We start from the raw sequence: 23,697 nt of genomic DNA, 5'->3' as shown, positions 1-23,697 counted from the left end.
ACTTGTTCAATGAGTGTATTCATGACTTACCTCCAAGTTATGGGATAACCCCAAGGTAAGTGTGGCTCAAATGGTCAGAATAGGATCTCCGCGTAGCGGCTTAGTTCAACAATTCTATAGTGCGCGCATCGCGGATGTTTTTGCTCTTGCCACACTCATATGTATGCTTTATATAGTTTTAACAAATTACCTAAGATATTACTATCTGTTAATTTTTTATAGTTTTAATACAAAATAAAGTAGATAAAGATGCGCGCGTCGCTGGTTTTCCTGAATCTGTGTGCGAACTACAGTTCGACCACTCAATTAGCTATTTTATTGAGTCAATATCCGGTGAACGCTCTAAACCGCCACTGGGGTTTATTCTTACATCGTTGGGTTTCGTTGCTCTCAACCACAACCTACGTGATAAATTTAACGACGGCCTATGCTGTTTACTAGCTCCTTTTCTCTTTCAACTTGTGGCTTTTAACTTACAATTGGACCGCTGACCGCTTTATCTTGCACTAACCTCTTTATGCTCTGCCTGTGCGAGCTGTATATACTTACGCTCTACTAGTTGTGATAGCGGCACAAGCTCAAAGCCTTGTTGTTCAAGCTCGGGTAGCATGCGCTGTAAAAATTCTATGGTTTCAGGGTGAGGGTGGGCGATGGCAATGGCGAAGTTATAACGATCTGCCTTATACTTAAGTTCGTTAAAGCGAAATTGTAACTGCTGTTCGTTGAGGATGTTGTCTAAAAATACATGGCGGCCAACATTTTCTACGCCATATAAATTAGCCACGTTTTGCGCTTGACTTAAGCCGGTGGTGCGGCTGTCTAAAAAATAGAGGTTACGTTTTTTAAGCACTTCCATGGTCCACTTCATGGGTAAGCTCTCTTGCGTAAGTGCGGAGCCCATATGGTTATTAACCCCTTTCACTTGCGGTAAGCTGGCAAGTGCATTCCCTAAAGTATATTGCAGTTGTTCTTTGCTCATATCGCTGGTGAGTGCACCTGGGCCGAGAGCTTTACTAGTATCGAGCGCTTGCATTGGAATGTGCAGTAATAATTCTTTATTTGCTTTGCTTGCTAGGCGAGCAAAAATTTGTGAATAAGGGGTATGAGGCAAAATCGAGTACGATATTTTACCGGGTAAATTTAGGGTATTTAAGTCGCGCTGATGATTACCAATATCATCAATCACTATGGCTATTTGCTTACCTAAGGCAAGCGAGGGTAAGGTACAAATAACCAGTAATAACCAAGTCAGTTTTTTCACGTTTATAATTTTTATTATCTTTTTATGTGAGCTAAAACACTTATTTCATCGTGAGTAGCTGCTGCGCTTTTAATAGTAAAGGATCGCCTGGGCTGAGATCAGGCCACATGCGATTGCCGTTTCCTTGTTCGTTTTTTATTATAACGACTTTATCTATTTGTGAAAGTGCTGTTTGATTTATCGCCCAATCGGGAGTGATACCTATCCCGTCAATAGATTGTCCTGAAGGGGTGAAGTACTTTGCCGTTGTTAATTTGAGGGCGGTATTGCCGTTACCCAGCGGGATTAATGACTGCACTGAGCCTTTGCCGAATGATTGGCTCCCGATCAGGGTCGCTCTATGATTATCTTTTAATGCGGCGGCCAAAATCTCTGCCGCTGACGCGGAGTTTTCATTAATCAGCACAACGATTGGTGCGCCATTTAAGATATCACCTTTTTTTGCGCTAAAGCTTTGGTTAGCATCGTAAAATCGACCACGCGTAGTGACTATTGTGCCACTTTGCAAAAATAGATCTGAAACGGCTACTGCACTTTGTAATGTCCCGCCTGGGTTATCGCGTAAATCAAGTACTAAGCCTGTAAGTGAGTTGCCGTAATTACTTTGTAGTTTGGTAATTTGACGTGCTACCTCATGTAAAGTGTTGTTGCTAAAGTTATTAATTGCTAAGTAACCGATGCCAAATTCAGACAGTGAGCTGGTGACGCTCTCTAAACTGATCTCTGTACGAGTGAGTGCAAAGTCAATGGGTTGTATAGCATCGTTGCGTTTAATGGTTAATATTACTGTGGCTGTGTCGCTATTTCTAATCATGCTAGTGACTTGATTAATATCTTTATTCACGACTGACTGCTGATTAACAGCCAGAACAATATCGTTTTTTTGAACGCCAGCAATGGCCGCAGGGGAGTTTTTTATGGCATTTAAAATGATTATTTGCTTTTCTTGCTCTTTTACTTCAATACCGAGCCCTGTGTAACGACCATTGGTACTGCTAAAAAGGGCTTCGAGTTCTTTTTCGTCAAGGTACTTTGAGTAAGGATCTAATTTGGCTAACAGGGCTTCAAACGGTTGCGTTGTTTCAAAGCTTTGCTGCAAAGCGAGATCTTCAACGTAGTATGCGTGAATATTAAAAAGGATTTCGTTTTTTTGCTGGCTTTTTAAATCATTAACAGAGGTGACGGCAGCACTACTAAAGCTGATGCACAGTATACAGATAAGTAAAAAGTAACTTATTGAACAGTTAATAGCATAATGTTGTAACTGTTGTGAGATAGAGTGTATTTTTGTATTAAGCATCAGCTGCCTCCAGAGAGGGTGCAGCTGTTTAATCAATTAAATGCGTCTGCACCATTTTACAGGATTTACTGCGCGTCCTTTGTGGCGTATTTCAAAGTATAGACCAGAACTGGCTTGTCCGCCGCTTTGCCCTACTAATGCAATGGTATCGCCTTGGCGAACCATATCGCCTACGTCTTTTAATAAGGTTTGGGTATGGCCATATAAACTCATAAAGCCTTCGCCGTGGTCGATTACAATAACCCAGCCATAACCTTTCAACCAATCAGCAAATACTACTTGGCCGTTATGTACACTGTGTACATTGTTGCCTTCGTTAGCGCCAATAAGTACGCCTTTCCAGTCAATACCGCCATGTTTCTTTTGCCCAAAACTATGCTTAAGCTTGCCCTTTGTTGGCCAATTTAATTTACCTTTGCTAGTGCTTAAGCCAAGCAGCTCTACTTTTTGAGTTTTTTCTTGTTCGAGTGTTTGTAGGGTACTGAGTAGCGTTTTTTCGTTTTCTTTTAAATAATTGATCGAACTTTTAGTGGAGCTAAGTTTATTTTTTAAATCACGAATATTTTTTTTACGTTGTTGTTGCGCGGTAATAAGCGCTTGTTGCCGGCTTGCTTGCTCTTTGTGTAAGGTAACTAAGTGCTGGGTGGTTTTTTCAAGCTCGGTTTGTACTTTTTCAATTTCAATGAGGAGTTCTTTTAACTCATCGATTTGTTTAATGCGGGCTTTATTTAAGTAATTGTAATAACTTAATGTTCGCTCCATTTGTGCGGTGTTTTCTTGATTTAAAAGCATTTTAGAATAGTCATGACCGCCAGACATATAGGCGCTTTTAATTTGTGCGGCGAGAGCTTGTTGCTGTAATTTACGCTTTTTTTCTAAGGTATTAGCTTGCTGCTGTTGCTGTTTTTGTTGTTTTTTGGTTTCACTAATGGATTGTTCGGCAATGTTGAGTGCTTTGGCACTTTTAGCTATATCGAGTTCGTACTGTTGTAGGTTTTTTTGTAGTTTTGCAATGTCGCTGCGCTGCGCTTGTAGTTGCGCTTCGGTTTGTTTGATTGCCGTTTGAATTTCAGATAAATCTTTTTTAGTACGATCTTCATTAGCAGTGGCAGGAGCCACCACTAATGAAGTGAATATTAACGCAGTAAAAGCGAGTGCACTAAAAGTTAACGGGCTAATACTTTTTATCATGGTTTATTTCAGTGTCATGATTGGTGTGCCAGTCATTTCAACTGGCTGTTCCATGCCCATTAAGTGCAACATGGTTGGTGCTACATCACTTAATGCTTTACCTTCACTTGGCGTGGCATCGCGACCTACATAAATAAACGGCACCGGTTCGCTGGTGTGTGCGGTATGAGCTTGGCCAGTTTCAAGGTTAGCCATTTGCTCTGCATTACCATGATCGGCTGTAATAAGTGCTTCTCCGCCAAACTCGTTGAGCACTGCAACAACACGGCCAATACAGTGATCAACCGCTTCACAGGCTTTAACAGCAGCTTCAAATACACCTGAATGACCGACCATATCACCGTTTGGATAGTTACAAATAATTGCGTCGTATTTGCCGCTTTTAATTGCGTCTACTAGCTTATCGGTGAGCATTTCTGAGTTCATTTCTGGTTGTAGGTCGTAAGTTGCAACTTGCGGTGACGGGATCAGCTCGCGTGTTTCGCCTTCAAATTCATTTTCACGTCCGCCACTAAAGAAAAACGTAACGTGTGCGTATTTTTCTGTTTCAGAGATACGCAGTTGGGTTTTACCGTGTTTTTCAAACCATTCACCCAGTACATTTGTTAAAGGAACAGGCGCGAATGCTGCTGGAGCGTCGATGTCAGCTGCGTATTCGGTTAACATCACAAAGGCACTTAACTGTGGTGCTTTTTTCTTGGTAAAACCGGCGAAATCTTTATCGACAAATGCGCGGGTCATTTCACGGGCGCGATCGGCTCTAAAGTTTAAGAATATAACGGTGTCGCCATCATTAATTTGTACGGCGTCTTGGTTTTGTGGTGCAATGGTCGTTGCACCAACAAACTCATCGTTTTCATCACGTTCGTAAGCTGCGGCTAATGCATCAATAGCGTTTTCGTAGCTGTATTGTGCAATACCACTTACCATTAGGTCGTAGGCTTGCTCTACGCGGTTCCAGCGATTATCGCGGTCCATCGCGTAATAACGACCGATAACTGATGCTAAGCGCCCACAGTTTAATTCACTAAATAGAGCCTCTATACGCTCAATCGATGTTTTTGCGCTGCGCGGTGGGGTGTCTCGGCCATCTAAAAACGCATGAAAGTATACTTCTTTAGCTCCACGTGCAGCGGCCATCTTGATTGCGGCAACAATGTGGTCTTCATGACTATGAACACCACCTGGGCTTAATAAACCCATTAAGTGCACTGCTTTACCTGCATTTACCGCTTTGTCGATATTCTCAACTAGCGTTGGGTTGTGTTCAAATTCACCATCATCTATCGATTTTGTAATACGGGTGAAGTCTTGATAAACCACGCGCCCTGCGCCAAGGTTTACATGGCCAACTTCTGAGTTGCCCATTTGACCATCAGGAAGACCAACATCTAAACCAGAACCTGAAATTAGAGTGTGCGGGCGAGTTGCCCAAAGTTCGTCTAAAACGGGCGTATTTGCCGCTAAGATTGCATTACTTTGTTCATCTTCACGGTATCCCCAACCATCTAAAATCATTAATACCAAAGGTTTTTTATGTTGTGTCATTTTTGCTCCTGAAAATTAGCTCCTGCCTAGCCTTAGCATACCGTGTTTTGTATTTATGATCAGCAATCAATGGGTGATATTAAAATATTTCACTCTCTGGTAATTTTTAATCAAGCACGTATACTTGCGTGGCTAGGGCAGTGCCCTTACGTTTAACCCCAGCGCTAAAGGCGCGGGACAATTTTCATAGTGGAAGACGCATGGATCAATATATAGAGTTTGTTAGTAATCACCCAATATTAAGTGCTGCTTGGGTAGGTTTGGTTGCGCTGATTGTGGGCGGCTGGTTTAAAAGTAAATTTTCAGCAATTCGCCAAATAAATCCACAGCAATTAACGTTATTAATTAACCGTGAAGACGGTCTTGTTGTCGATATTCGCGCTCAAAAAGAATTTAATAATGGCCGGATTGCAGGTGCTGAACACTTAAGCCCTGAAAAAGCGAAACAATCTGACTTCTCAAGCCTTGAAAAGTCTAAGAGTAAACCCATTATATTGGTATGTACCACAGGCATGACAGCCTCAGGTATCGCAACCGCTATGCATAAAGCGGGTTTTGAATCGGTTTATGTATTATCTGGTGGTATGGGTGCGTGGCAAAATGCGGGCCTTCCAACGACAACGGGTCGCTAATTTATTTAGTTAGGCCGATAGAGGAATTGTTATGAGTAATGTTGTTCTTTACACCAAAGCGTATTGTCCTTTTTGCCAGCGTGCATTGGCATTGCTAACAAGCAAAGGTGTGCAATTTACAAATATAGATATTGGTGTACAACCGCAATTACGCGATGAAATGATTGCCAAAGCTGGTGGCGCAAGCACAGTACCGCAAATTTTTATTAATGATGAGCATATCGGCGGTTGTGACGACATGATGGCTATAGAAGCCCAAGGCAAACTTGACGCTAAGTTAAACGCTTAAGCACTTATTATAAAAACGATTAAAAGTTAGGATTTATCATGAACGAAGAAAACCAAAACGTAGCAGCACAAGAAGAAACTGGCGCACAATTTACTATTCAACGTATTTACACAAAAGATGTGTCTTTTGAAACGCCAAATTCGCCTGCTATCTTTCAAAAAGAGTGGACACCGGAAGTTAAACTTGATCTTGATACACGTTCAAACAAATTAGACGAAGGTGTTTTTGAAGTTGTATTAGCGCTAACTGTAACGGCTTCTATCGGTGAAGAAACTGCGTTTTTATGTGAAATTCAACAAGCGGGTATTTTTACCATTGCTGAAGTTGAAGAAGTGCAACTTGCGCACATGCTTGGTGCATTCTGCCCTAACGTGTTGTTCCCATATGCACGTGAAGCGGTATCTAACCTAGTAAACCGTGGTACGTTCCCACAGCTTAATCTTGCACCTGTAAACTTTGACGCGTTGTTCGCGCAATACATGCAGCAACGTGCAGCACAAGCTGATCAGGCAACTGCAGACGCATAATTTATGAGTACAGCCAATTCAGCTGTTACTGTATTAGGGGCGGGGTCTTATGGCACCGCCCTTGCTATTTGCTTAGCCCGAAATGGTCACCAAGTGACTCTTTGGGGACGCAATAGCGACGACGTTGCCACGCTTGCAGCTGAGCGGAAAAATCAACGTTACCTTCCTGATGTCGCATTTCCGGACACCCTATTACTCGAAGCCGATTTACACATAGCCGTTACTGCTAGCAAAATTGTACTAGTTGTTGTGCCGAGCCATGCATTTGGCGATACGCTGCAGCAAATAAAACCTTCGTTGCTTGATGGTGCTGAAGTTGCGTGGGCGACCAAAGGGCTTGAGCCTGATACTGGGCGATTATTACAAGAAGTTGCTCAGCAAGAGTTAGGTGATGAAATACCGTTAGCGGTTATATCGGGTCCTACCTTTGCAAAAGAAATGGCAATGGGTTTGGTTACTGCTGTATCTGTTTCATCAACGTCTCCAAGCTTTGCTAAACAACTCGCTGATTTATTGCATTGTGGCCGCTCGTTTAGGGTGTATAACAATGATGACTTTATTGGAATTCAGCTCGGTGGCGCGGTTAAAAACGTGATTGCAATTGGTGCGGGTATGTCGGATGGTTTTGGCTTTGGTGCAAATGCACGTACTGCTTTGATCACTCGCGGTTTAGCCGAGCTATGTCGCTTAGGTTGCGCGCTGGGTGCAAAGCCTGAGACCTTTATGGGAATGGCTGGTCTTGGTGACCTTATACTAACTTGTACAGATAACCAGTCTCGTAATCGTCGATTTGGTATTGCGCTTGGAAAAGGTGAAACGGTCGATTCGGCCATGGAATCAATTGGCCAAGTTGTTGAAGGCTATCGCAACACCAAAGAGGTTTATTTACTCGCCCAGCGAACAGGTATTGAAATGCCTATCACTGAGCAAATTTATCAGGTTCTTTATCAAAATAAAGACGTGAAAGAAGCTGCAATGGCCTTATTGGGTCGAGAGCAAAAATCTGAGTAATGACTGATAAATAAGATAAAAAGCGCGATATTATCGCGTTTTTTATCTTCGTTTATAACTCATCAGTAAAGTCTGTGTCTTTTGGGGCGTTACTTTTGTTTACGAACTCCGCTACCTTATCTACATGTAATGGCCGACTGTAATAGTAGCCTTGCATATAACTACATCCCATTACATGCAGCATATAGGCTTGTGCTTTTGTTTCAACGCCCTCAGCGATAACATCAATATTTAAGTATTTAGCCAGACGAATAATTGTGGCCGTGATATTACGATCTTGTTCATTGTCGACGATGTCTTTAATAAATGAGCGATCTATTTTTAGTGTATCAATCGGAAAGCGTTTTAAGTACCCAAGGGATGAGTGCCCTGTACCAAAGTCGTCTAATGCAATTGTAAAGCCCAGTGCTTTCAAGCGGTTCATTTGTTGTTGTGCGAATTCAGGATTATCCATCATCGCACTTTCGGTTATTTCAAGCTCTACACATCGTGCCGGTACATCATAATTGGTTAGGCATTCGGTGAGGGTTTCAACTAAGCTGGATTGTTGAAAATGCAGGGCTGAAATATTAATGGCAACCTTTCCAAAGTTAACGTCTTGACTACGCCAAATCTCGAGTTGCTTAAACAACTGTTTCATTAGTAATAAAGTAAGTGGAATGATGGCACCATTTTGTTCTGCAATAGGAATAAACTCTGCAGGACTAATAATGTTACTCCCTTCTTGGGGCCAGCGAACAAGCGCTTCAAAACCGTGAATTTGATCTTTATTTACATCATATTTAGGTTGGTAAAATAATTGAAAATCATCATTTTCAATTGCTCTAAATAGCGCACTTTCTTTACTGAGTGTATTTGGGTCGATGGTGTGTTTTGATTTATCAAAAAATTGGTAATTATTGTGTCCCATTTTTTTTGCGTGGTTAAGCGCGCTATTGGCACTGCGCATTAATGCATCACTGGTGTAGCCATTGTCAGGGTAAGTGGCAATGCCGCAGCAGGCTGATATTGAGCTTTCTATACCATTGAGTAAAAAAGGTGCTTGAAATTGTTTGAGGATATTGTCGGCCAATTTTTTTGCAAAGAAAATGGTCATGCCTGAATATAAGTAAGGGGGTACCAGTACGGCAAATTCATCACCACCTAATCGCGCTAATGTAAAACCGGAATCAAGCATTTGGGTTAATCGACCTGCGACTTCTTTTAATAACTCATCGCCAAGAGAGTGACCTAATGAGTCGTTAATTTTTTTAAAATTGTCTAAATCGATAAAGATGATCAATAAATTTGGAAAATTATTATTGCAACTGGCGATTGCTTTGTTAACGGATTCAATAAAAATAACTCTATTTGAAAGGCCTGTTACAGTGTCTCTAATAGTTAAGCGTAACATTGCTCGTTCATTGTTCTTACGCGCCGTAACATCGGAAAATAGACCAATGTAATGTGCATGGCTAGTTCGCAAGTTTGGAGTTTGCACTTTGGTAATAGAGAGATCGAGCGCATACGGTTGACCATCTTTTCGTAAATTCCAAATTTCACCAGACCAATAGCCATCAGCTTCTAGCTCATTATTAATAAGGTTTTCTAACTTATGATCGCGGCCATTTATGGTGAGTAATTTAGGTTTTTTGCCTATTACATCTTCAGGTTTATAGCCACAAATATGAGTAAACGCTGGATTAATTTGAGTGATTTGCAAATGTTCATCGGCAATCCAAATAGCATCTTTTGATTGCGCCATCAGCGCATTTGAAAGGTTATGCTTAGCGCTATTTTTTAGCTTAAGAATAATAAAAAACAATATTAAGATTAAGCTGATACCAAATATAATAGCTGCATAAGTGAACCAGTTAGGTATTAAAAAGGCTGTTTGCTTAATGTGTAAAACGAGCGGGGGACTATTTTCTTGATTGAGGTTTTTTACTTCTAAATAGGTATCGTGTAATAGGTTGGATAGGCTCAGCATATTTTGTGAAATAGGCAGCGTTTGCCATTCACCATCAGAGGTTAATCTATAACTGAGCTTTGCAGGCATATTGTTTAAGTTACCAAACCAAATTGTAGTCCCTTTGAGTGGTTGATCCGCCTGTACAGCATTTGTCGCTAAATGATAAAAGCTTTGGTTTGTGTGTTGGTAGTGCAATGTAAGTTTACTGATAGATAATGAATCAGTCAGTGGCGGCGTTTTATTTGATTGCGCTTCAAGTAAAACACTGTTTGTGTTGCTGTATAAAATTATTTTGTCTCGGTAACTGATAGTTAAGGGGGAGTTGGCAATGTGATCATTACTCGCAATGCCAACTATGTTGGCGCTGATGTTGTTATTGGCAATTTCATTCTCTTGGTTATCTACAGGGTGATAGAGCTTTATGCCTTGAGTGTCGCTTATCCATAAAGCATTTTTAGGGGCTTCATAAGTTGCGAATGTTGGAATTGCGCTTATCTTATTTAAGTTAAGAGTAATATCTTTAAGTATGTTTTCATTTTGTAGCTGTAATTCTCCTTTCCATAAACCGTGTGTTGTAGCCAGTAAAAATGTTGAAGAACTTGCTTGGTAGTGCAGGTTATTAATTTGACCTTCTGGCTTAGTTAATAAGGTTAATGGGGTTATTTGCCCATTTGCTACATAAAATAAGTGTTGATTAGTGGCTGCTATGTGATGAGTTTTCGAAAGTGAAGTTAAGGCAATGATTTCGTTAACTGGGTAGCGTTCAATGGTACGCTTTTGTGCAAGGTTATACTCAAGTAGTTGGCCTTTTGTTGCCACCAGTAAACTCGCTGGTAAGGTAAAGTTTAAGGCCGACACTTCATTATTTAAAATTAAATCAAATGTCTGTAATGAAGCATCGTATAGATAGAGCTCTTGGTTTGTTGCTATTGCCCACTTTTCGTCACGTAAATAATGTATTTTAGTTATTGTTTTATTGAGTGACAAAGAGTGTATTTGTGTAAATGTTTTATAGTATTGCTGAATACGTGGGACTGGGCTATTGGTTATAGGTGTACTAACTAGGCGTGACTGAGGTAGGGTTAGCCAATTTTTATTAAGTAATTGCAACCATAACTGATCATTGCTTTGTTTTGTTGCTATGAATCGATTGGATGAATTGTAAAACAGAGGTTTAGCTTTGTTTGTTTTTAAGTTAAAGGCAAAAGCTTGCTGATTGTGCAGATAATAAAGTTGCCCATTTAATAATTGCAGTTGCTGAGGGTTTTTGTGAACATTTGGCAGCTTTTGTGTGGAGCCGTTGTTATCGATTAAATATAGATTTCCTTGCTCTGTTTTATAAATTAGTTTTGGTGACGCTGTACTCGGTGCTAGTTGGTTTATTTTCTGCGGTGCAGTGAATTCAGTAGTGGTTCGATTTGTTACTAAATCAAAGTGACTAATACGGTTATTTTGACTGTGGATCCATATGTGATTTTTATACCCTAACGCAATGTTCGAAATAGGGTTTTGTAGTGAGAGTAATTGATGTAATTTTTCTTCTTTGATTGTGTAAAGCTGGCCTTTTAACAGGAATAAAAAACCCTGTTCTGAATTTAATATTGGATGTGTAATAGGCGTATTAGTGAGTTGATCCAATTGATTGTTTATCAAGTTGATTAAACTTAAGCCCTGTGTGGTATTAATTAATAACCACGATTTATAAGCCGATATTTGCAAAATAGACTGCGATGGCAGGTTAGAAAAAGGCGCTGTTTGATTACTGAAAAGTGAATGACCGTCATAATTGAATACACCATTTTCTGTGGCAAGCCACATTGTATTGTTTATGTCATGAGTAAAATCATTAATAGTTGGTATGGCAAGTTGATTAGAATCCAAATCGGTAACATAAGAAATAGCAGGCGGGGAAATAAATAAGCTTATAAAGCAGCATACCTTTAATAAATAGTGCAATTGCATCCCACCAACTCTTAATTTGAATAACTAATAAATATTAGTTTAGGAAAAGTTTTATTGCGAGTTTGTGGGCGTGAAATATTTTTTATGGGTAGCTTAAATTGTGACGGAGGGAGCGCGCCAGTAATTTATGGCGCTAAATATAAATTTATTGCGCGTTAGGAAATCCTAATTGACGCCATGATTCATATACGAAAACAGCTACGGCATTAGATAAGTTCATGCTGCGACTGTTCGCTTGCATTGGAATGCGTACACGTTGTTCATTTGGTAATGATTGAATTAGTTCGTCTGGTAGGCCGCGTGTTTCAGGGCCAAACACTAAACAATCACCTGCTTCGTAACTAGCTTGGTGGTGAAATTGACTGCCTTTGGTTGTACACGCATATACTTTTTTAGGTTTGCACTTTTCTAAGTATGCTTCAAATGATGCGTGGCGTTGTACGTGGCTAAATTCATGATAATCAAGGCCCGCTCGTTTTACGCGTTTATCATCCCATTCAAATCCAAGCGGTTCAATTAAATGCAGTGCAAAGCCAGTGTTTGCACAAAGGCGAATAATATTTCCTGTGTTAGGTGGGATTTCTGGTTGGTATAAAACGATATCGAGCATGTGTGTGCCTTATTAAAAACAGTATTGATCGGCGCTGAGTATACACGAACTAAATAAAAAAAATGATATACTGATTATAACTAAGTCGTTTAATACGAAGGTAAGACGTGCATCAGCGTAGTTATGAGTTTTGGGTTAAAACCGCAAGTATAGTAACCATGGTAATGGTGAGCTTAATGATTGCAGCTAAATGCTGGGCCTGGTTGGCATCTGGCTCTGCTTCAATGCTTGGATCATTAACTGATTCATTAATGGATATAACCGCTTCTGCTATGAGCTTTTTAGTGCTTGGTTATGCGCTACGCCCCGCTGACGATGACCATCGTTTTGGTCATGGTAAGGCTGAAGCGTTGGCGGGACTAGGGCAAGCTGCATTTATTGCGGGCTCAGGGTGTTTGCTAGCATTTCATGGCATTGAAAGACTGTTTAACCCTGTGGAGCTCAACCACTCTATGCTGGGTGTTTGGGTAAGCATATTCGCTATTGCATGCACTTTGGTCGTGGTTTATGTGCAAACTAAAGTTATTAAGCATACCGAGTCTATTGCTATTAAAGCTGATTCAGTTCATTACAAAGGCGATTTGATTTTAAATGCTGCTGTGCTGGTGGCAATATTACTTGCGCAAAACGGTATGCTATATGCTGATCCGATCTTTGCGATAGGGGTTGCGGGTTACTTACTTTATAACAGTTGGGATATTGCAAGGCAAAGTGCCGATCATTTAATGGATAAAGAGCTTCCTGATGAAGAAAAAGCCGAGATCGTTTTAATTGCAAATAGCCACGAAGATGTTTTTGGAGTACATGATGTACGCACTCGCCAAGGTGGTAAAATTAAATTTATTCAAATGCATTTAGAGCTTGAAGATACATTACCGCTTATTCGTGCGCACCATGTTGCAGATGAAGTTGTCGCGATGATTCAACAAGAGTTTAATTGTGAAATGGATATTTTGATTCACCAAGACCCTATTTCTGTGTGCTATAAGGCAGCTCAAGTTAATGAGTTACAAAATTGATAAAAGCGGGTGAGTACGGCTTGGCGAATGTGATCTTGTTCAAATAGTAATTCGTGTTTTGCGCTTGGAAAAGTGTGTATTTTTGCGTTTGGTAGGCGCTTTACTAATTGTTGTTGTGCTTGGTTGTCGACGATAACATCGCACTGAGCACTGGCAACAAACAGTGGAATAGTGACATTTTGCTGTGTTAATTGGTCAATAAATTTAAAAACAGCATTGAGCCACCCATAAGTAACGCCACCAAGCTGTAAGCTTTTTTCAATTTCATAAGTTTGTCTAAAAAATTGATAACGTAATGGGCTGCTAGTGAGTGTGTTAAGTGAAAACTCATCAGGGTGATAATCTTTTTGGCCAAGTGCGTAATATTGTTGACACCCTAATAAGCAGGCAATAGATGCGGCTAATTTTGCAATTGGTCTAGGTGTACCTTTAGTGTAAATATCAAACATAGGGGCCGACAAAAATACACCTTGATAGTTATGTTTATGCCGAGCTAAAAAATTATAAGCTATTGCGCCACCCATAGAGTGACCCAGTAATATTTTTTTACCTTGCCAATGTTGTGCGATGACAGTTTTATCAAATAAGGCTAAATCATCCGCATAGTCATTAAATTTATTAACGTATCCTTTATGTGGGTTTGCTAATGTGCGATATGAGCGCCCTTGGCCTTGATGATCAATAATAAAAATGGCATACCCATTATTATAAAGCTCCCATATTAACTCTTGGTATTTATCAAGTCCTTCAATTCTTCCTGTGCTAATAACAATGGCTGTTTTAGCGTGTTTGGGTATGGCAAAACCATAGTATAAATTACCATGTGGTGTGCTTAAATACTGTGTAGTGAACTGCTGTGCAAAAAAGCGTTTGATAGTGCACTGTTGTGCTAATAGTTCTGACTCTGTGCTATAAAACATAGGGCTCTTAATGTTTATCCAAAGGTAATACAATTTGCACGCATAAACCGCCTTGCTGGTGATTATGTAATGTTAAGCTGCCATTATGAGCGATGATTGCATTTTTTGCGATAGCTAAACCTAAGCCCGTCCCACCGGAAGTCCTATCTCGTGCATCTGATTGGCGAAAAAATGGCTCGCATAGCTTTGTTAAGTTTTCAGGTGCTACGCCGGGGCCATCATCACTGATTTCAATATAAATAGCATCGCTTTGCTGTAGAGTTAAGTGAATAGTATGCTCAGCATATTTAATTGCGTTACGCAGTACATTCTCTAGCGCACTGGCTATAAGCGCTTCATCACAGTTAAGTTCGGCGTTTAGTTGCCCATTTACGATGAGCTGTTTAGCGCTTTGGTTTGCTTCAAATTGAGCGTCATTGAGTACATGTTCAACAATGACTTCGATGGACTGTTTATGCAGTGATAGCGCTTGGCTTTTTGCCTCTAAGCGCGATACTTGTAATACATCAGCAATCATTTTGTCTAGTTGATTAGCTTCTTTTTCTATACGTAGTAAGTAGGTTTGGTTTTCTTCTGGAGTTTGCATTTGAGCAAGGCCAGTTGCCATCTTTAGCCGAGTTAGTGGTGAGCGTAATTCATGGGATATATCAGCAAGTAAACGTTTTTGTGCTGAAAGTAATCGCTCTAATTGAATTGCCATGCTATTAAAGTCGCGGCCAAGTACGCCAAGTTCATCTTCTCTTTGAGGATCGATTTTTGCTCTTGCAGACAAGTCACCATTAGCAAGCGCGATAGCCGCTTGTTTTAAGCTATTTATAGGTGCAATTAAACTACGGCTGAACACAAAACTAAGCGCAAGCGAAGCGAGGAGTGCGATCAATATTTTTAACCAAATTGGCATTAACTTTAAGCGTATAAAGAATGGAGTTTGGTGATTTACATTAATTTCGTATAAGTAAAATAACCCTTCAGGCACATTGACTTTAATAGGGCCAAAGGCTTGATAGTGCTCAGTGAAAATAACTTGGGGTTCCATGCTCTTGGTAAAGTTAAGAAGGCTTAAGTCAACTTCATTTGGTGGTACTTGGCTACTGAGCGATAGCTCAGGTTGATCTGAGTTTAAATATAATAACTTACGCTTAGCTAAACGCGGGTGAGAGAGTATGTCACGAACTGATTTTTTGTGCCTAGTGACGCTGCGCTCAATGCTTTTAGCTGTGTACTCAAGGTTTTTTTGCATCGGCCCGCGTAGTTTTTCGTTACTAACTTGATTGGTTGCAATGTTGCTTAAAAACACTAGAGAGGCAATTGTGCCTATAACAGTTAACCAAAACCACACAAAAATTTTAAAAAATAAAAACTTTTTAGGATGAATTAACCACTTTAAATTCGCTTTATTACTCGCCTTGGATAAAGACATAACCCGTTCCCCGCATCGTTTTTATCCGTTCAGTAATATTGAACTCAGCTATTTTTTTACGGATATTGCTTACATGCATATCAATAGAGCGGTCAAATGAAGCGAGGCGTCGGCCAAGTACTTGTTCACTTATTTGCTCTTTACTAACAACTTCGCCTGCGCTTTTAACTAATAACGCAAGTACTTCATATTCAGTGCCTGTTAGGCTTAATGGGTGCTCATCTACATAAGCTTCACGAGCAGCGAGATTAATAACTATGTTGTTCACTGATAACTTGTTTGCCGTGCTGTTACCTAAGCTGGTTATGTGTTCTATACGGCGTGTTATTGCTTTTACGCGAGCTAGTAACTCACGATGATTAAATGGTTTTGGAATATAGTCGTCTGCGCCAAGCTCAAGGCCAAAAATACGATCAAAGTCCTCGCCTTTGGCTGTTAGCATAATAACAGGCGTTAATTTTGTTTGGCGTAACTGTTTTAAAACTTCAAAGCCATCTAGTTTAGGCAGCATTACATCCAGCAAAATCAAAGCGTATTCTTGGCTGAGTGCTTGTTTTAAACCTTGCTCACCATCGTGAACACATTCGACTTGATAGCCTTGTGCTGTTAAATATTCACTAAGTAGTTCGCATAAGCCAGTGTCATCATCAATCATTAGCAGTTTCATTTGCTTGCCTTTACCGTGCGGGAATAACTTCATTTTACGCTTTAAAGTGCTTAAAAGTGAACCTTTACACAACCTTTACATTGCTTTGCGTTGCTTTGCATTGCAGTTGTTATAGTTAATCCATCAACGAAACACACAATAAGTTCGCAACCAACCCAAAGGTAATTATTATGACTATGTCAGCTAAAATTTCTAAACTAGTATTAATTTGTGGTTTGGCAACCGCCTCTCTAGGCACTACAGCCGTAATGGCTAAAGAGGGTGGCCACCATAAACAAGGTCACTCGCAGCAAAAGCATCAAGCACGTTTTTTATTGTCTGAACGTGGCGCTGATAAACTTAGCTTAACGCAAGCACAGCAAACTCAGCTACAAACTATTTTTGATGCGCAAAAAGCGCAGTTTAAAGTGTTACGCGGTGATGACAAAGAAGCGATGAAAAAAGCGCGTATGGCTCACAAAGAAAAAATGAAAACATTACTTGAAATGCCAACGTTTGATGAAGCAGCAGCCAAAGAATTACTTACTGAACGTCAAACTAAGGGCGAACAGTTTGCTTTAATTAACTTAAGAACTCAGCACCAAGTATGGCAAGTATTAAATGCCGAGCAACGTGAAAAGTACTCTGCAATGAAAAAACGCATGGGTAAAAAAGGTAAAGGCGGTAAAAAAGGCGACCGTGGTGAGAAAAAAGAAGGTTAATAATTAGCGGTATTAAAAGTAAAAGCGTGGGTTTAATAATCCACGCTTTTTTGTGTAGCAGCGGGGTTACCCCGCGTTAATATACAGCCCTGTAATTAATAACGGCTATTTAAAAAAATCGTCATCATTTTTAGCTAGCATTTCCTCTATGTCCTCAATCATATCTTGGCTAAGGTCATTGGCGCTGGTAATGGGGGCTGATATTTTATTGTTTTCAAGCGACCACTCACCTAAATCAATTAATTGACAGCGCTTTGAACAAAATGGGCGGTAAGGGCTTTCATCTGACCATTCAACTTGTGCTTTACAAGTTGGGCAGTTTACAACGGTTGGCATAGCATATTCTCATACATATTGTTTATGATTTTAAAAGCCTAGGTTTTAGGCTTTTAAAAACTCGTTACACGGTTTATTTCAGCTAATGATGTCATGCCTGCTGCAGCTTTTCTTAGGCCCGACAAACGCAGGTTATTAAACCCTGATCGTAATGATACTTCAGCAATTTCTAAAGAGTTACCACCGCGCATAATAATTTGTGCGATCTCAGGGGTAATTTGCATAACCTCATAAATACCGACACGGCCTTTATAGCCATCAGTACAGCTATCACATCCTTTAGGTGCAAATAGGGTAAGCTCGCTTATTTGTTCAGGGCTAAAACCTTGGCGCTGTAATTCTTCACTTGGCAATGTTTCAGGTGTTTTACATTTTGGACATAAGCGACGTGCTAAACGCTGCGCAATGATCAAGCTAATTGAACTTGCAACGTTATACGCTGGTACGCCCATATTTAACAAACGAGTTAGTGTTTCAGGCGCTGAGTTAGTATGCAACGTGGACATTACCAAGTGACCTGTTTGTGCCGCTTTTATTGATATTTCAGCGGTTTCAAGGTCACGGATCTCACCCACCATGACGACATCAGGATCTTGACGCAAGAATGCTTTAAGGGCATTGGCAAAGGTCATATCAGCTCTCGGGTTGATCTGTACTTGGTTAATACCTTCGAGGTTGATTTCGACAGGATCTTCGGCGGTGCTGATATTACGCTCAGGTTGATTTAAAATATTCAAACCCGTATATAAAGACACCGTTTTACCAGAACCCGTAGGACCTGTAACTAAAATCATACCTTGAGGTTGCTGCAGTGCATCCATGTAAAGTTTTTTCTGCTCTACTTCGTAACCGAGTACATCAATACCAAGCATAGCGCTGGACGAATCAAGGATACGCATTACGATTTTTTCACCCCAAAGGGTGGGCAGGGTACTTACCCGGAAATCGATACTTTTACGCTCAGTGATTTTTAATTTAATACGACCATCTTGCGGTTTACGTTTCTCGGCAATATCTAATCGTGCCATTACTTTTATACGTGCTGATAAACGCGTTGCTAGACTATTCGGCGGACTGGCCATTTCATGCAAAATACCATCAATACGAAAACGCACACGGTACTTATGTTCGTAGGGTTCAAAGTGTAAATCGGAGGCGCCTTTTTTAATGGCATCCATCAATATTTTATTGATATAGACGATAATGGGTGCGTCGTCTTTTTCATCATCACCTTGATTTTGAGGCTCTTTTGGTGAGTCAGTATCTAAGTCACTAAACTCTTTAAATTCTTCATCGCTAAGGTGTAAACTGCCTGCTGCATCAAGAAGTTGTTCTATTTTAGCTTCTAGTTGGCGGTAATCAACAACGAGTACTTCACAAGATAACCCCGTACTAAACTCAAAGTTTTCAAAGGCACCATAATCAGTAGGATCAGAGGCTGCAATATAAAGTTTACGGCCTTTTTTAACTAGAGGTAGAATATGATGCTCACGAATGAGTTTATCTTTAACCAGCTCTTTAGGTATTAGCTCTACATTAAAGTCTTTAATATCAAAATAAGGAACGCGGAATAGATCAATGCATTGTTCTGCAAGTTCATGGCCGTCAATGCCACCGCATTTCGCTATTAGTTCTGCAGTTGAGCTAAATTCACGCTGTTTTAACTTAACAGTTTCGGCGTCAATTCGGCCAAGCGTGATAAACTTTCTAAGTAATGGTGAGTTAATATTCATTGCGCACCTTTGTAAACACCTCTCATAGTCAGCAATTTATCAGAAAAGAGCAGGGTATAATACCAATTTTATTAAAAACGTGATCATTCTAGCGAATTAAATAACTCACTAACTGCGTTGAAAATTACTTATATAGAACAACTATATATCATAATTTTTGCCTTGTTATTGAGCCATTTTCTTGTCGCAATAATAGATCACTAATTTAATGCAATTGGTATAACATTAGTCTTTCTAATTTAGTATGATTTGCCAACTAAAATATTAAAAATTTATAATTTATTAGGAATATGTAGCTTAAATTTTAGATTCATTGGCCAACGCCATGTAACGTTGATGTAATAGCGTAACGTCTTGGGCTACTAAGCTTAATGCGCGATTATTATCTAGGATGTCAGTTGCTTTAGCCTGTTTATCTTCTCGGCTCATTTGCGCTGCAATTATACTGTTGGCTTGTGCCAGGCTTATATTGTCTCTTGCTATTGTTCGTGCAACTTGTACTTCGATTGGCACATCAATCACCAAAGTACGATTACAGTATTTATCTAGCTGGTTTTCAAATAATAAAGGCGCAGTTAGTATTACATAAGGGCTAGATGCAGCATTTAGATCCGAGATGGTTTTTTCACGAATTAACGGGTGTAAAAGGGCATTAAGCCAATTTTTTTGCTCACTATCAGCGAAAATAATTTCTCTAAGCTTTGTACGGTTTAACGTACCATCATGATTGAGAATATCAGCGCCAAAATGCTTACCTATTTCATGTAAGCCAGTGCTATCAAGGGCGACTACTTGACGAGCAATGATATCAGCATCAACTACTGTGATGCCATGCTGTTCAAATAGCTCACTGACAGCACTTTTTCCACAGCCTATGCCTCCCGTTAAACCTAGAATCCAATTGTTTTTAGAGCGTGCCATAACTAGTAGCCAAGCCAGTTAAAGTACATCTGTTGAATTTGCGTACCCCACAATAATGCAACCCAGCCGGCAATGGCTAAATAGGGTCCAAATGGAATAGGAGTGGCTTTATCTTTACCTTGTATACTTAAAAGTGTAATACCAATCACAGCCCCCACAACACTTGAAAGCAAAATGATAGTGAGCAGTGCTTGCCACCCCAAAAGTGCGCCAAATACGGCTAGTAATTTAAAATCACCATAACCCATTCCTTCTTTACCTGTGATCAGCTTAAATAGCCAAAAAACGCTCCATAAGCTTAAATAGCCACAGGCCGCTCCGATAATCGCATCGGCAGGAGAAATAGTAATTTCCATTACAGCTGCAATAAGCGCCAACCACACCAAAGGCAGGGTTAGTTGGTCTGGCAGGAGCATATGATCAATATCAATAAAGGTGAGTGCCACTAATACCCAAGTGATAAAAATATATAGCGCAGCTTGTTCAGTAACACCAAAGGTGTAAGCGACGATTAAACACATCACGGCTGTGAGCATTTCAATGATAGGGTAACGTATCGAAATAGGGTTACTGCAACTACCGCAACGGCCTTTTAAAAATAGCCAGCTAATTACAGGAATATTTTGCCATGCTTTAATTGCAGTTTTACATTTTGGACAAGTCGAGTTTGGTTTTACTAAATTAAAAGGCTCAGTAATTACGTCATCAGTGCGTTTGTTTTTAGCGTGAGTGAGTTCATCATCGAGCAGCAAGCGACACTCAGTTTGCCACTCTCGTTGCATCATAACGGGTAAGCGATAAATAACGACGTTTAAAAAACTGCCAATACAAAGGCTAACAAGGCCTACTGTAAGTAAATAAAACCACAGCTGGTCTTGCATCACTGTAATTATATCGAGAAAAAAATTTTGCATTATATTACCTAAAAAATGATTTAATAAATCAACCTAAAACAGTTCTGAAAATTAAATGAAAAACCCCAAGTCTACGTACACTTAAACACCGCGCCAATGTAGGTCGTCATTTATGACGATAATGACTATTTTTACCACCGATTGCACAGAAGCGCAGCGCGCTACATCTAGAAAACCCATGTAGGTCGTCATTCATGGCGACAATGATTATTTTCACCACCGAGCGCACATAAGCGCAGCGCGCTACATCTAGAAAACCCATGTAGGTCGTCATTCATGGCGACAATGATTATTTCACCACCGAGTGCACAGAAGCACAGCGCGCTACATCGAGAAAGTCCGGGTGAACAAAATATAAATAATTCGCAGCTAAAGCTGGCTCCTACGTGAATGTATTTCCATAGAAAACGGCTACAGGCATAGCTTTATCCAAACTCACAGCAATGCCCCTACAAAAAATAAAAAGAGATTGCATTGCTGAATATAAATTCGGAATATTTTTGCTTACAGCTTACAGCTTACAGCTTACAGCTTACAGCTTACAGCTTACAGCTTACAGCTTACAGCTTACAGCTTACAGCTTACAGCTTACAGCTTACAGCTTTTATATAACCGAACCTAGTTGGAAAATCGGTAAGTACATCGCAATAATTAAACCACCGACTAATACACCAAGCACCGCCATAATGAGTGGCTCTAGCAGGCTAGATAAGCCATCAACTGCATCATCAACTTCTTGCTCATAAATAGTGGCAACTTTTGCAAGCATGCCATCTAAAGAGCCAGATTCTTCACCAATAGCGACCATTTGAATAACCATATCGGGGAATATTTTTGAGTTGCGCATTGCCCAGTTCATTTGATTACCGGAGCTTACCTCAGCCTTAATATCTAAAATAGCATAACGGTAAACAGCATTACCCGAAGCACCTGCAGCAGAATCAAGCGCATCAACAAGTGGTACACCCGCCGCAAAAGTGGTCGAAAGAGTACGCGCATAGCGGGCAACGGCGGCTTTATTTAATATCATACCAATTACAGGGAGCTTTAATATTAAGCGGTCGTTGGCATCACGCAGTTTTTTACTTTTTAATAAAGCTTCTTTGTAAGCGTAACCAGCCACCACCATAATTATAAGAATGACCCACCAATACTCTTGCATAAAGTTCGATATACCAATTACAAATAAAGTAAATGCTGGGAGCTCTGCGCCAAAGCCGGAAAAAATATCCTGAAATTGCGGAACTACAAAAATAAGTAGGATAGAGGTAACAATAAGCGCTACGACGAGTACGGCAATAGGATAAAACATGGCTTTTTTAATTTTTGATTTTAGTGCTTCGGACTTTTCTTTATAAAGAGCGACACGATCAAATATTTTATCAAGAGCACCTGATTGTTCGCCAGAGGCGACTAAGTCACAGTATAAATCATCAAAATAACGCGGATGTTTACGTAGTGCTTGCGATAGCGGATCGCCAGATTTCACTTCGTCACCAATGGTCTCCATTAATTTAGAAACACTTTTATTGGTAGAACCGGAACCTATCATTTCAATTGATTGAATGAGGGGCACGCCCGCCATTAGCATGGTAGCGATTTGCCGTGTTACCAAGGCAATGTCTTTGGGGGTTATTTTTTGCATACGCGTACCAAACATAGGTTTGGCCTTGCGCTTTACTTTAGAAGGAGTAATACCTTGTTTGCGTAGTTGGGCTTTAACTAAGGCAATGCTAGTGCCAGTAATTTCACCTTCAAGGCGCTTACCCCGAGCGCTAACACCAATCCACTGAAAAGTATCTTGGCCTGTACCATCTTTTTTTGCCATGAAAACACTCTTTTTACATTATATAAAAAAGGTAGCTAAAATAGCTACCTTAGTTAAATTTTTACAAGCGTAAATATATGCTATATGGAGGTATTATGATCTGCAGTTCGAAGGTCTGTATTTATTATCTAAACTACCACCAGTACAAGTCCATGTTATAGAGCCTGTTGGGAGGGTGCCGCTAGCCAAAGCAGCACCACCAGAAAGTGGTGCAAGTTCTATGGTGCCACCGCCCGCAACTGCCGTGTAAGTAATTGTTATTACACCTGTAGCACCTGTAATAGCAACACTGGTAACGTTATCTGTTGCAGGTGGTGCGGTCCAACCTAAATCTAAAGCAGCTGCGGAGCTTGCATTTTCAGCAACAGTTGTTTTAGCTCCTGATGCTAGTGAAAGCCCTTCAGTAACTTTAGCTCTAACAGTATAATCCTGATATGCAGGTAGTGCTACTGCAGCAAGAATACCGATGATTGCTACTACAATCATTAATTCAATTAGGGTAAAACCCTTTTGTTTCTGTTGTGTCATTTTTTCCATGTTCCTCTCCTAAAGGATAGTGATTTTTTTGTAAGCTAAGTTGCTTTATGAGTAAACTAATAAAGCATGTTTATCTTACGGTTTTTTAAAAAATTATTTTAATTCTTATACCTACCCAAAATTGATTGGAAATAGGCGTTTAGAATTACTTTAGCACTAAAATAGCTTTTTGAAAGCTGTTTTGCACTGAACTCATAGAATTTTAGGAACTTTCTGAGAGTTTTATGCGCAGACTAATTTCAAAAAACAAGTGATTATTTTTATCAGATGATTTTTGAATATAAAAAACACATCCGTATAAAGCTTTTGTATTGCTTGGGGAGAGTTTCGCTCATCCTTGCGGCTTACTTTATCACTATTTTAATGTAAAAGTGATACTGAAATTAACAGTTTGTTACAAAATAATCCTTTCGTCGTAT

21 protein-coding genes are annotated in these 23,697 nt (G+C 40.0%); 6 read left to right on the top strand and 15 right to left on the bottom strand.

Annotation, left to right across the window (positions count from 1 at the left end; genetic code table 11):
* Positions 1-496: 496 nt before the first annotated feature.
* From ADS77_RS11970 to gpmM, 4 genes are read right to left on the bottom strand one after another with little or no spacing between them, the layout of a single operon-like run.
* Positions 497-1,261: a divergent polysaccharide deacetylase family protein gene (locus tag ADS77_RS11970; RefSeq protein ID WP_099459006.1), complete on the bottom strand. Its 765-nt coding sequence runs from the start codon at positions 1,259-1,261 to the stop codon at positions 497-499.
* Positions 1,262-1,301: 40 nt separating this feature from the next.
* Positions 1,302-2,561, bottom strand: a complete 1,260-nt coding sequence (locus tag ADS77_RS11965) for a S41 family peptidase (protein WP_054454608.1) — start codon at positions 2,559-2,561, stop codon at positions 1,302-1,304.
* A gap of 36 nt (positions 2,562-2,597) precedes the next feature.
* Positions 2,598-3,752 carry a murein hydrolase activator EnvC family protein gene (locus ADS77_RS11960; RefSeq protein WP_054454601.1) on the bottom strand — a complete coding sequence of 385 codons (1,155 nt, stop codon included), beginning with the start codon at positions 3,750-3,752 and terminating at the stop codon, positions 2,598-2,600.
* Positions 3,753-3,755: 3 nt separating this feature from the next.
* A complete protein-coding gene (gpmM, locus tag ADS77_RS11955) occupies positions 3,756-5,300 on the bottom strand; it encodes a 2,3-bisphosphoglycerate-independent phosphoglycerate mutase (RefSeq protein WP_054454599.1) in 1,545 nt (514 codons plus the stop codon).
* 200 nt (positions 5,301-5,500) lie between these two features.
* Between gpmM and ADS77_RS11950 the strand changes: the two genes are divergently transcribed.
* Genes ADS77_RS11950 through gpsA form a run of 4 tightly spaced genes read left to right on the top strand, consistent with a single transcriptional unit; the run spans position 5,501 to position 7,759 of the window.
* Complete coding sequence (locus ADS77_RS11950; RefSeq protein WP_054203069.1) at positions 5,501-5,932, top strand: rhodanese-like domain-containing protein; 432 nt, start codon at positions 5,501-5,503, stop codon at positions 5,930-5,932.
* A gap of 31 nt (positions 5,933-5,963) precedes the next feature.
* Entirely contained in the window at positions 5,964-6,221 is a 258-nt protein-coding gene (grxC, locus tag ADS77_RS11945) for a glutaredoxin 3 (protein ID WP_054203070.1), read from the top strand.
* A 38-nt stretch (positions 6,222-6,259) separates the two neighbouring features.
* Positions 6,260-6,748, top strand: a complete 489-nt coding sequence (gene secB, locus ADS77_RS11940; RefSeq protein ID WP_054203071.1) for a protein-export chaperone SecB — start codon at positions 6,260-6,262, stop codon at positions 6,746-6,748.
* Positions 6,749-6,751: 3 nt separating this feature from the next.
* Positions 6,752-7,759, top strand: coding sequence for an NAD(P)H-dependent glycerol-3-phosphate dehydrogenase (gpsA, locus tag ADS77_RS11935; protein WP_054454597.1), 1,008 nt, complete (start codon positions 6,752-6,754; stop codon positions 7,757-7,759).
* 52 nt (positions 7,760-7,811) lie between these two features.
* Here the strand turns inward: gpsA and ADS77_RS11930 are convergent, their stop codons facing one another.
* On the bottom strand, positions 7,812-11,672 hold the full coding sequence (locus tag ADS77_RS11930; protein ID WP_054454594.1) for a GGDEF domain-containing phosphodiesterase: 3,861 nt from the start codon (positions 11,670-11,672) through the stop codon (positions 7,812-7,814).
* A gap of 145 nt (positions 11,673-11,817) precedes the next feature.
* Positions 11,818-12,282, bottom strand: a complete 465-nt coding sequence (gene trmL / locus ADS77_RS11925) for a tRNA (uridine(34)/cytosine(34)/5-carboxymethylaminomethyluridine(34)-2'-O)-methyltransferase TrmL (protein ID WP_054203074.1) — start codon at positions 12,280-12,282, stop codon at positions 11,818-11,820.
* Positions 12,283-12,389: 107 nt separating this feature from the next.
* Here trmL and ADS77_RS11920 point away from each other — a divergent pair, with 107 nt between their 5' ends.
* Complete coding sequence (locus ADS77_RS11920; protein WP_082355676.1) at positions 12,390-13,301, top strand: cation diffusion facilitator family transporter; 912 nt, start codon at positions 12,390-12,392, stop codon at positions 13,299-13,301.
* On the opposite strand, the gene ADS77_RS11915 is transcribed toward ADS77_RS11920, so the two are convergent.
* The 3 genes from ADS77_RS11915 to ADS77_RS11905 are packed head-to-tail and all read right to left on the bottom strand — an operon-like array spanning position 13,277 to position 16,308.
* The gene (locus ADS77_RS11915; RefSeq protein ID WP_054203075.1) at positions 13,277-14,221 is read right to left on the bottom strand and encodes an alpha/beta fold hydrolase; all 945 of its coding nucleotides are present in this window, start codon (positions 14,219-14,221) and stop codon (positions 13,277-13,279) included. The two genes, ADS77_RS11920 and ADS77_RS11915, sit on opposite strands and share 25 nt — an antisense overlap.
* 7 nt (positions 14,222-14,228) lie before the next feature.
* Positions 14,229-15,641, bottom strand: coding sequence for an ATP-binding protein (locus tag ADS77_RS11910; RefSeq protein ID WP_054203076.1), 1,413 nt, complete (start codon positions 15,639-15,641; stop codon positions 14,229-14,231).
* Positions 15,619-16,308: a response regulator transcription factor gene (locus ADS77_RS11905; protein ID WP_054203189.1), complete on the bottom strand. Its 690-nt coding sequence runs from the start codon at positions 16,306-16,308 to the stop codon at positions 15,619-15,621. The genes ADS77_RS11910 and ADS77_RS11905 overlap by 23 nt, the downstream gene beginning before the upstream one ends.
* Before the next feature lie 170 nt (positions 16,309-16,478).
* Here ADS77_RS11905 and ADS77_RS11900 point away from each other — a divergent pair, with 170 nt between their 5' ends.
* Positions 16,479-17,009 (top strand): Spy/CpxP family protein refolding chaperone, encoded by a 531-nt coding sequence (locus ADS77_RS11900; RefSeq protein ID WP_054454593.1) that lies wholly within the window; start codon positions 16,479-16,481, stop codon positions 17,007-17,009.
* Between the two features lie 105 nt (positions 17,010-17,114).
* Here ADS77_RS11900 and yacG read toward each other — a convergent pair whose 3' ends face one another.
* From yacG to ADS77_RS11870, 6 genes are all read right to left on the bottom strand, one after another.
* Positions 17,115-17,345, bottom strand: coding sequence for a DNA gyrase inhibitor YacG (gene yacG, locus ADS77_RS11895; RefSeq protein ID WP_054454591.1), 231 nt, complete (start codon positions 17,343-17,345; stop codon positions 17,115-17,117).
* A gap of 53 nt (positions 17,346-17,398) precedes the next feature.
* The gene (gene pilB / locus ADS77_RS11890; protein WP_054203079.1) at positions 17,399-19,078 is read right to left on the bottom strand and encodes a type IV-A pilus assembly ATPase PilB; all 1,680 of its coding nucleotides are present in this window, start codon (positions 19,076-19,078) and stop codon (positions 17,399-17,401) included.
* Between the two features lie 297 nt (positions 19,079-19,375).
* Positions 19,376-19,999, bottom strand: coding sequence for a dephospho-CoA kinase (gene coaE / locus ADS77_RS11885; RefSeq protein WP_054454588.1), 624 nt, complete (start codon positions 19,997-19,999; stop codon positions 19,376-19,378).
* Positions 20,000-20,001: 2 nt separating this feature from the next.
* Positions 20,002-20,913, bottom strand: a complete 912-nt coding sequence (locus ADS77_RS11880) for a prepilin peptidase (protein WP_054454587.1) — start codon at positions 20,911-20,913, stop codon at positions 20,002-20,004.
* Positions 20,914-21,517: 604 nt separating this feature from the next.
* Positions 21,518-22,741, bottom strand: a complete 1,224-nt coding sequence (locus ADS77_RS11875; protein ID WP_054454585.1) for a type II secretion system F family protein — start codon at positions 22,739-22,741, stop codon at positions 21,518-21,520.
* Positions 22,742-22,834: 93 nt separating this feature from the next.
* Positions 22,835-23,278 carry a pilin gene (locus ADS77_RS11870; RefSeq protein ID WP_082355675.1) on the bottom strand — a complete coding sequence of 148 codons (444 nt, stop codon included), beginning with the start codon at positions 23,276-23,278 and terminating at the stop codon, positions 22,835-22,837.
* Between the last annotated feature and the right edge of the window lie 419 nt (positions 23,279-23,697).

It is taken from the genome of Pseudoalteromonas porphyrae, assembly GCF_001298125.1.
Classification (GTDB): Bacteria; Pseudomonadota; Gammaproteobacteria; order Enterobacterales; family Alteromonadaceae; genus Pseudoalteromonas; species Pseudoalteromonas neustonica.
Note: the sequence above shows the minus strand (reverse complement) of the source record. Positions and strands in the feature narration are given on the sequence as shown.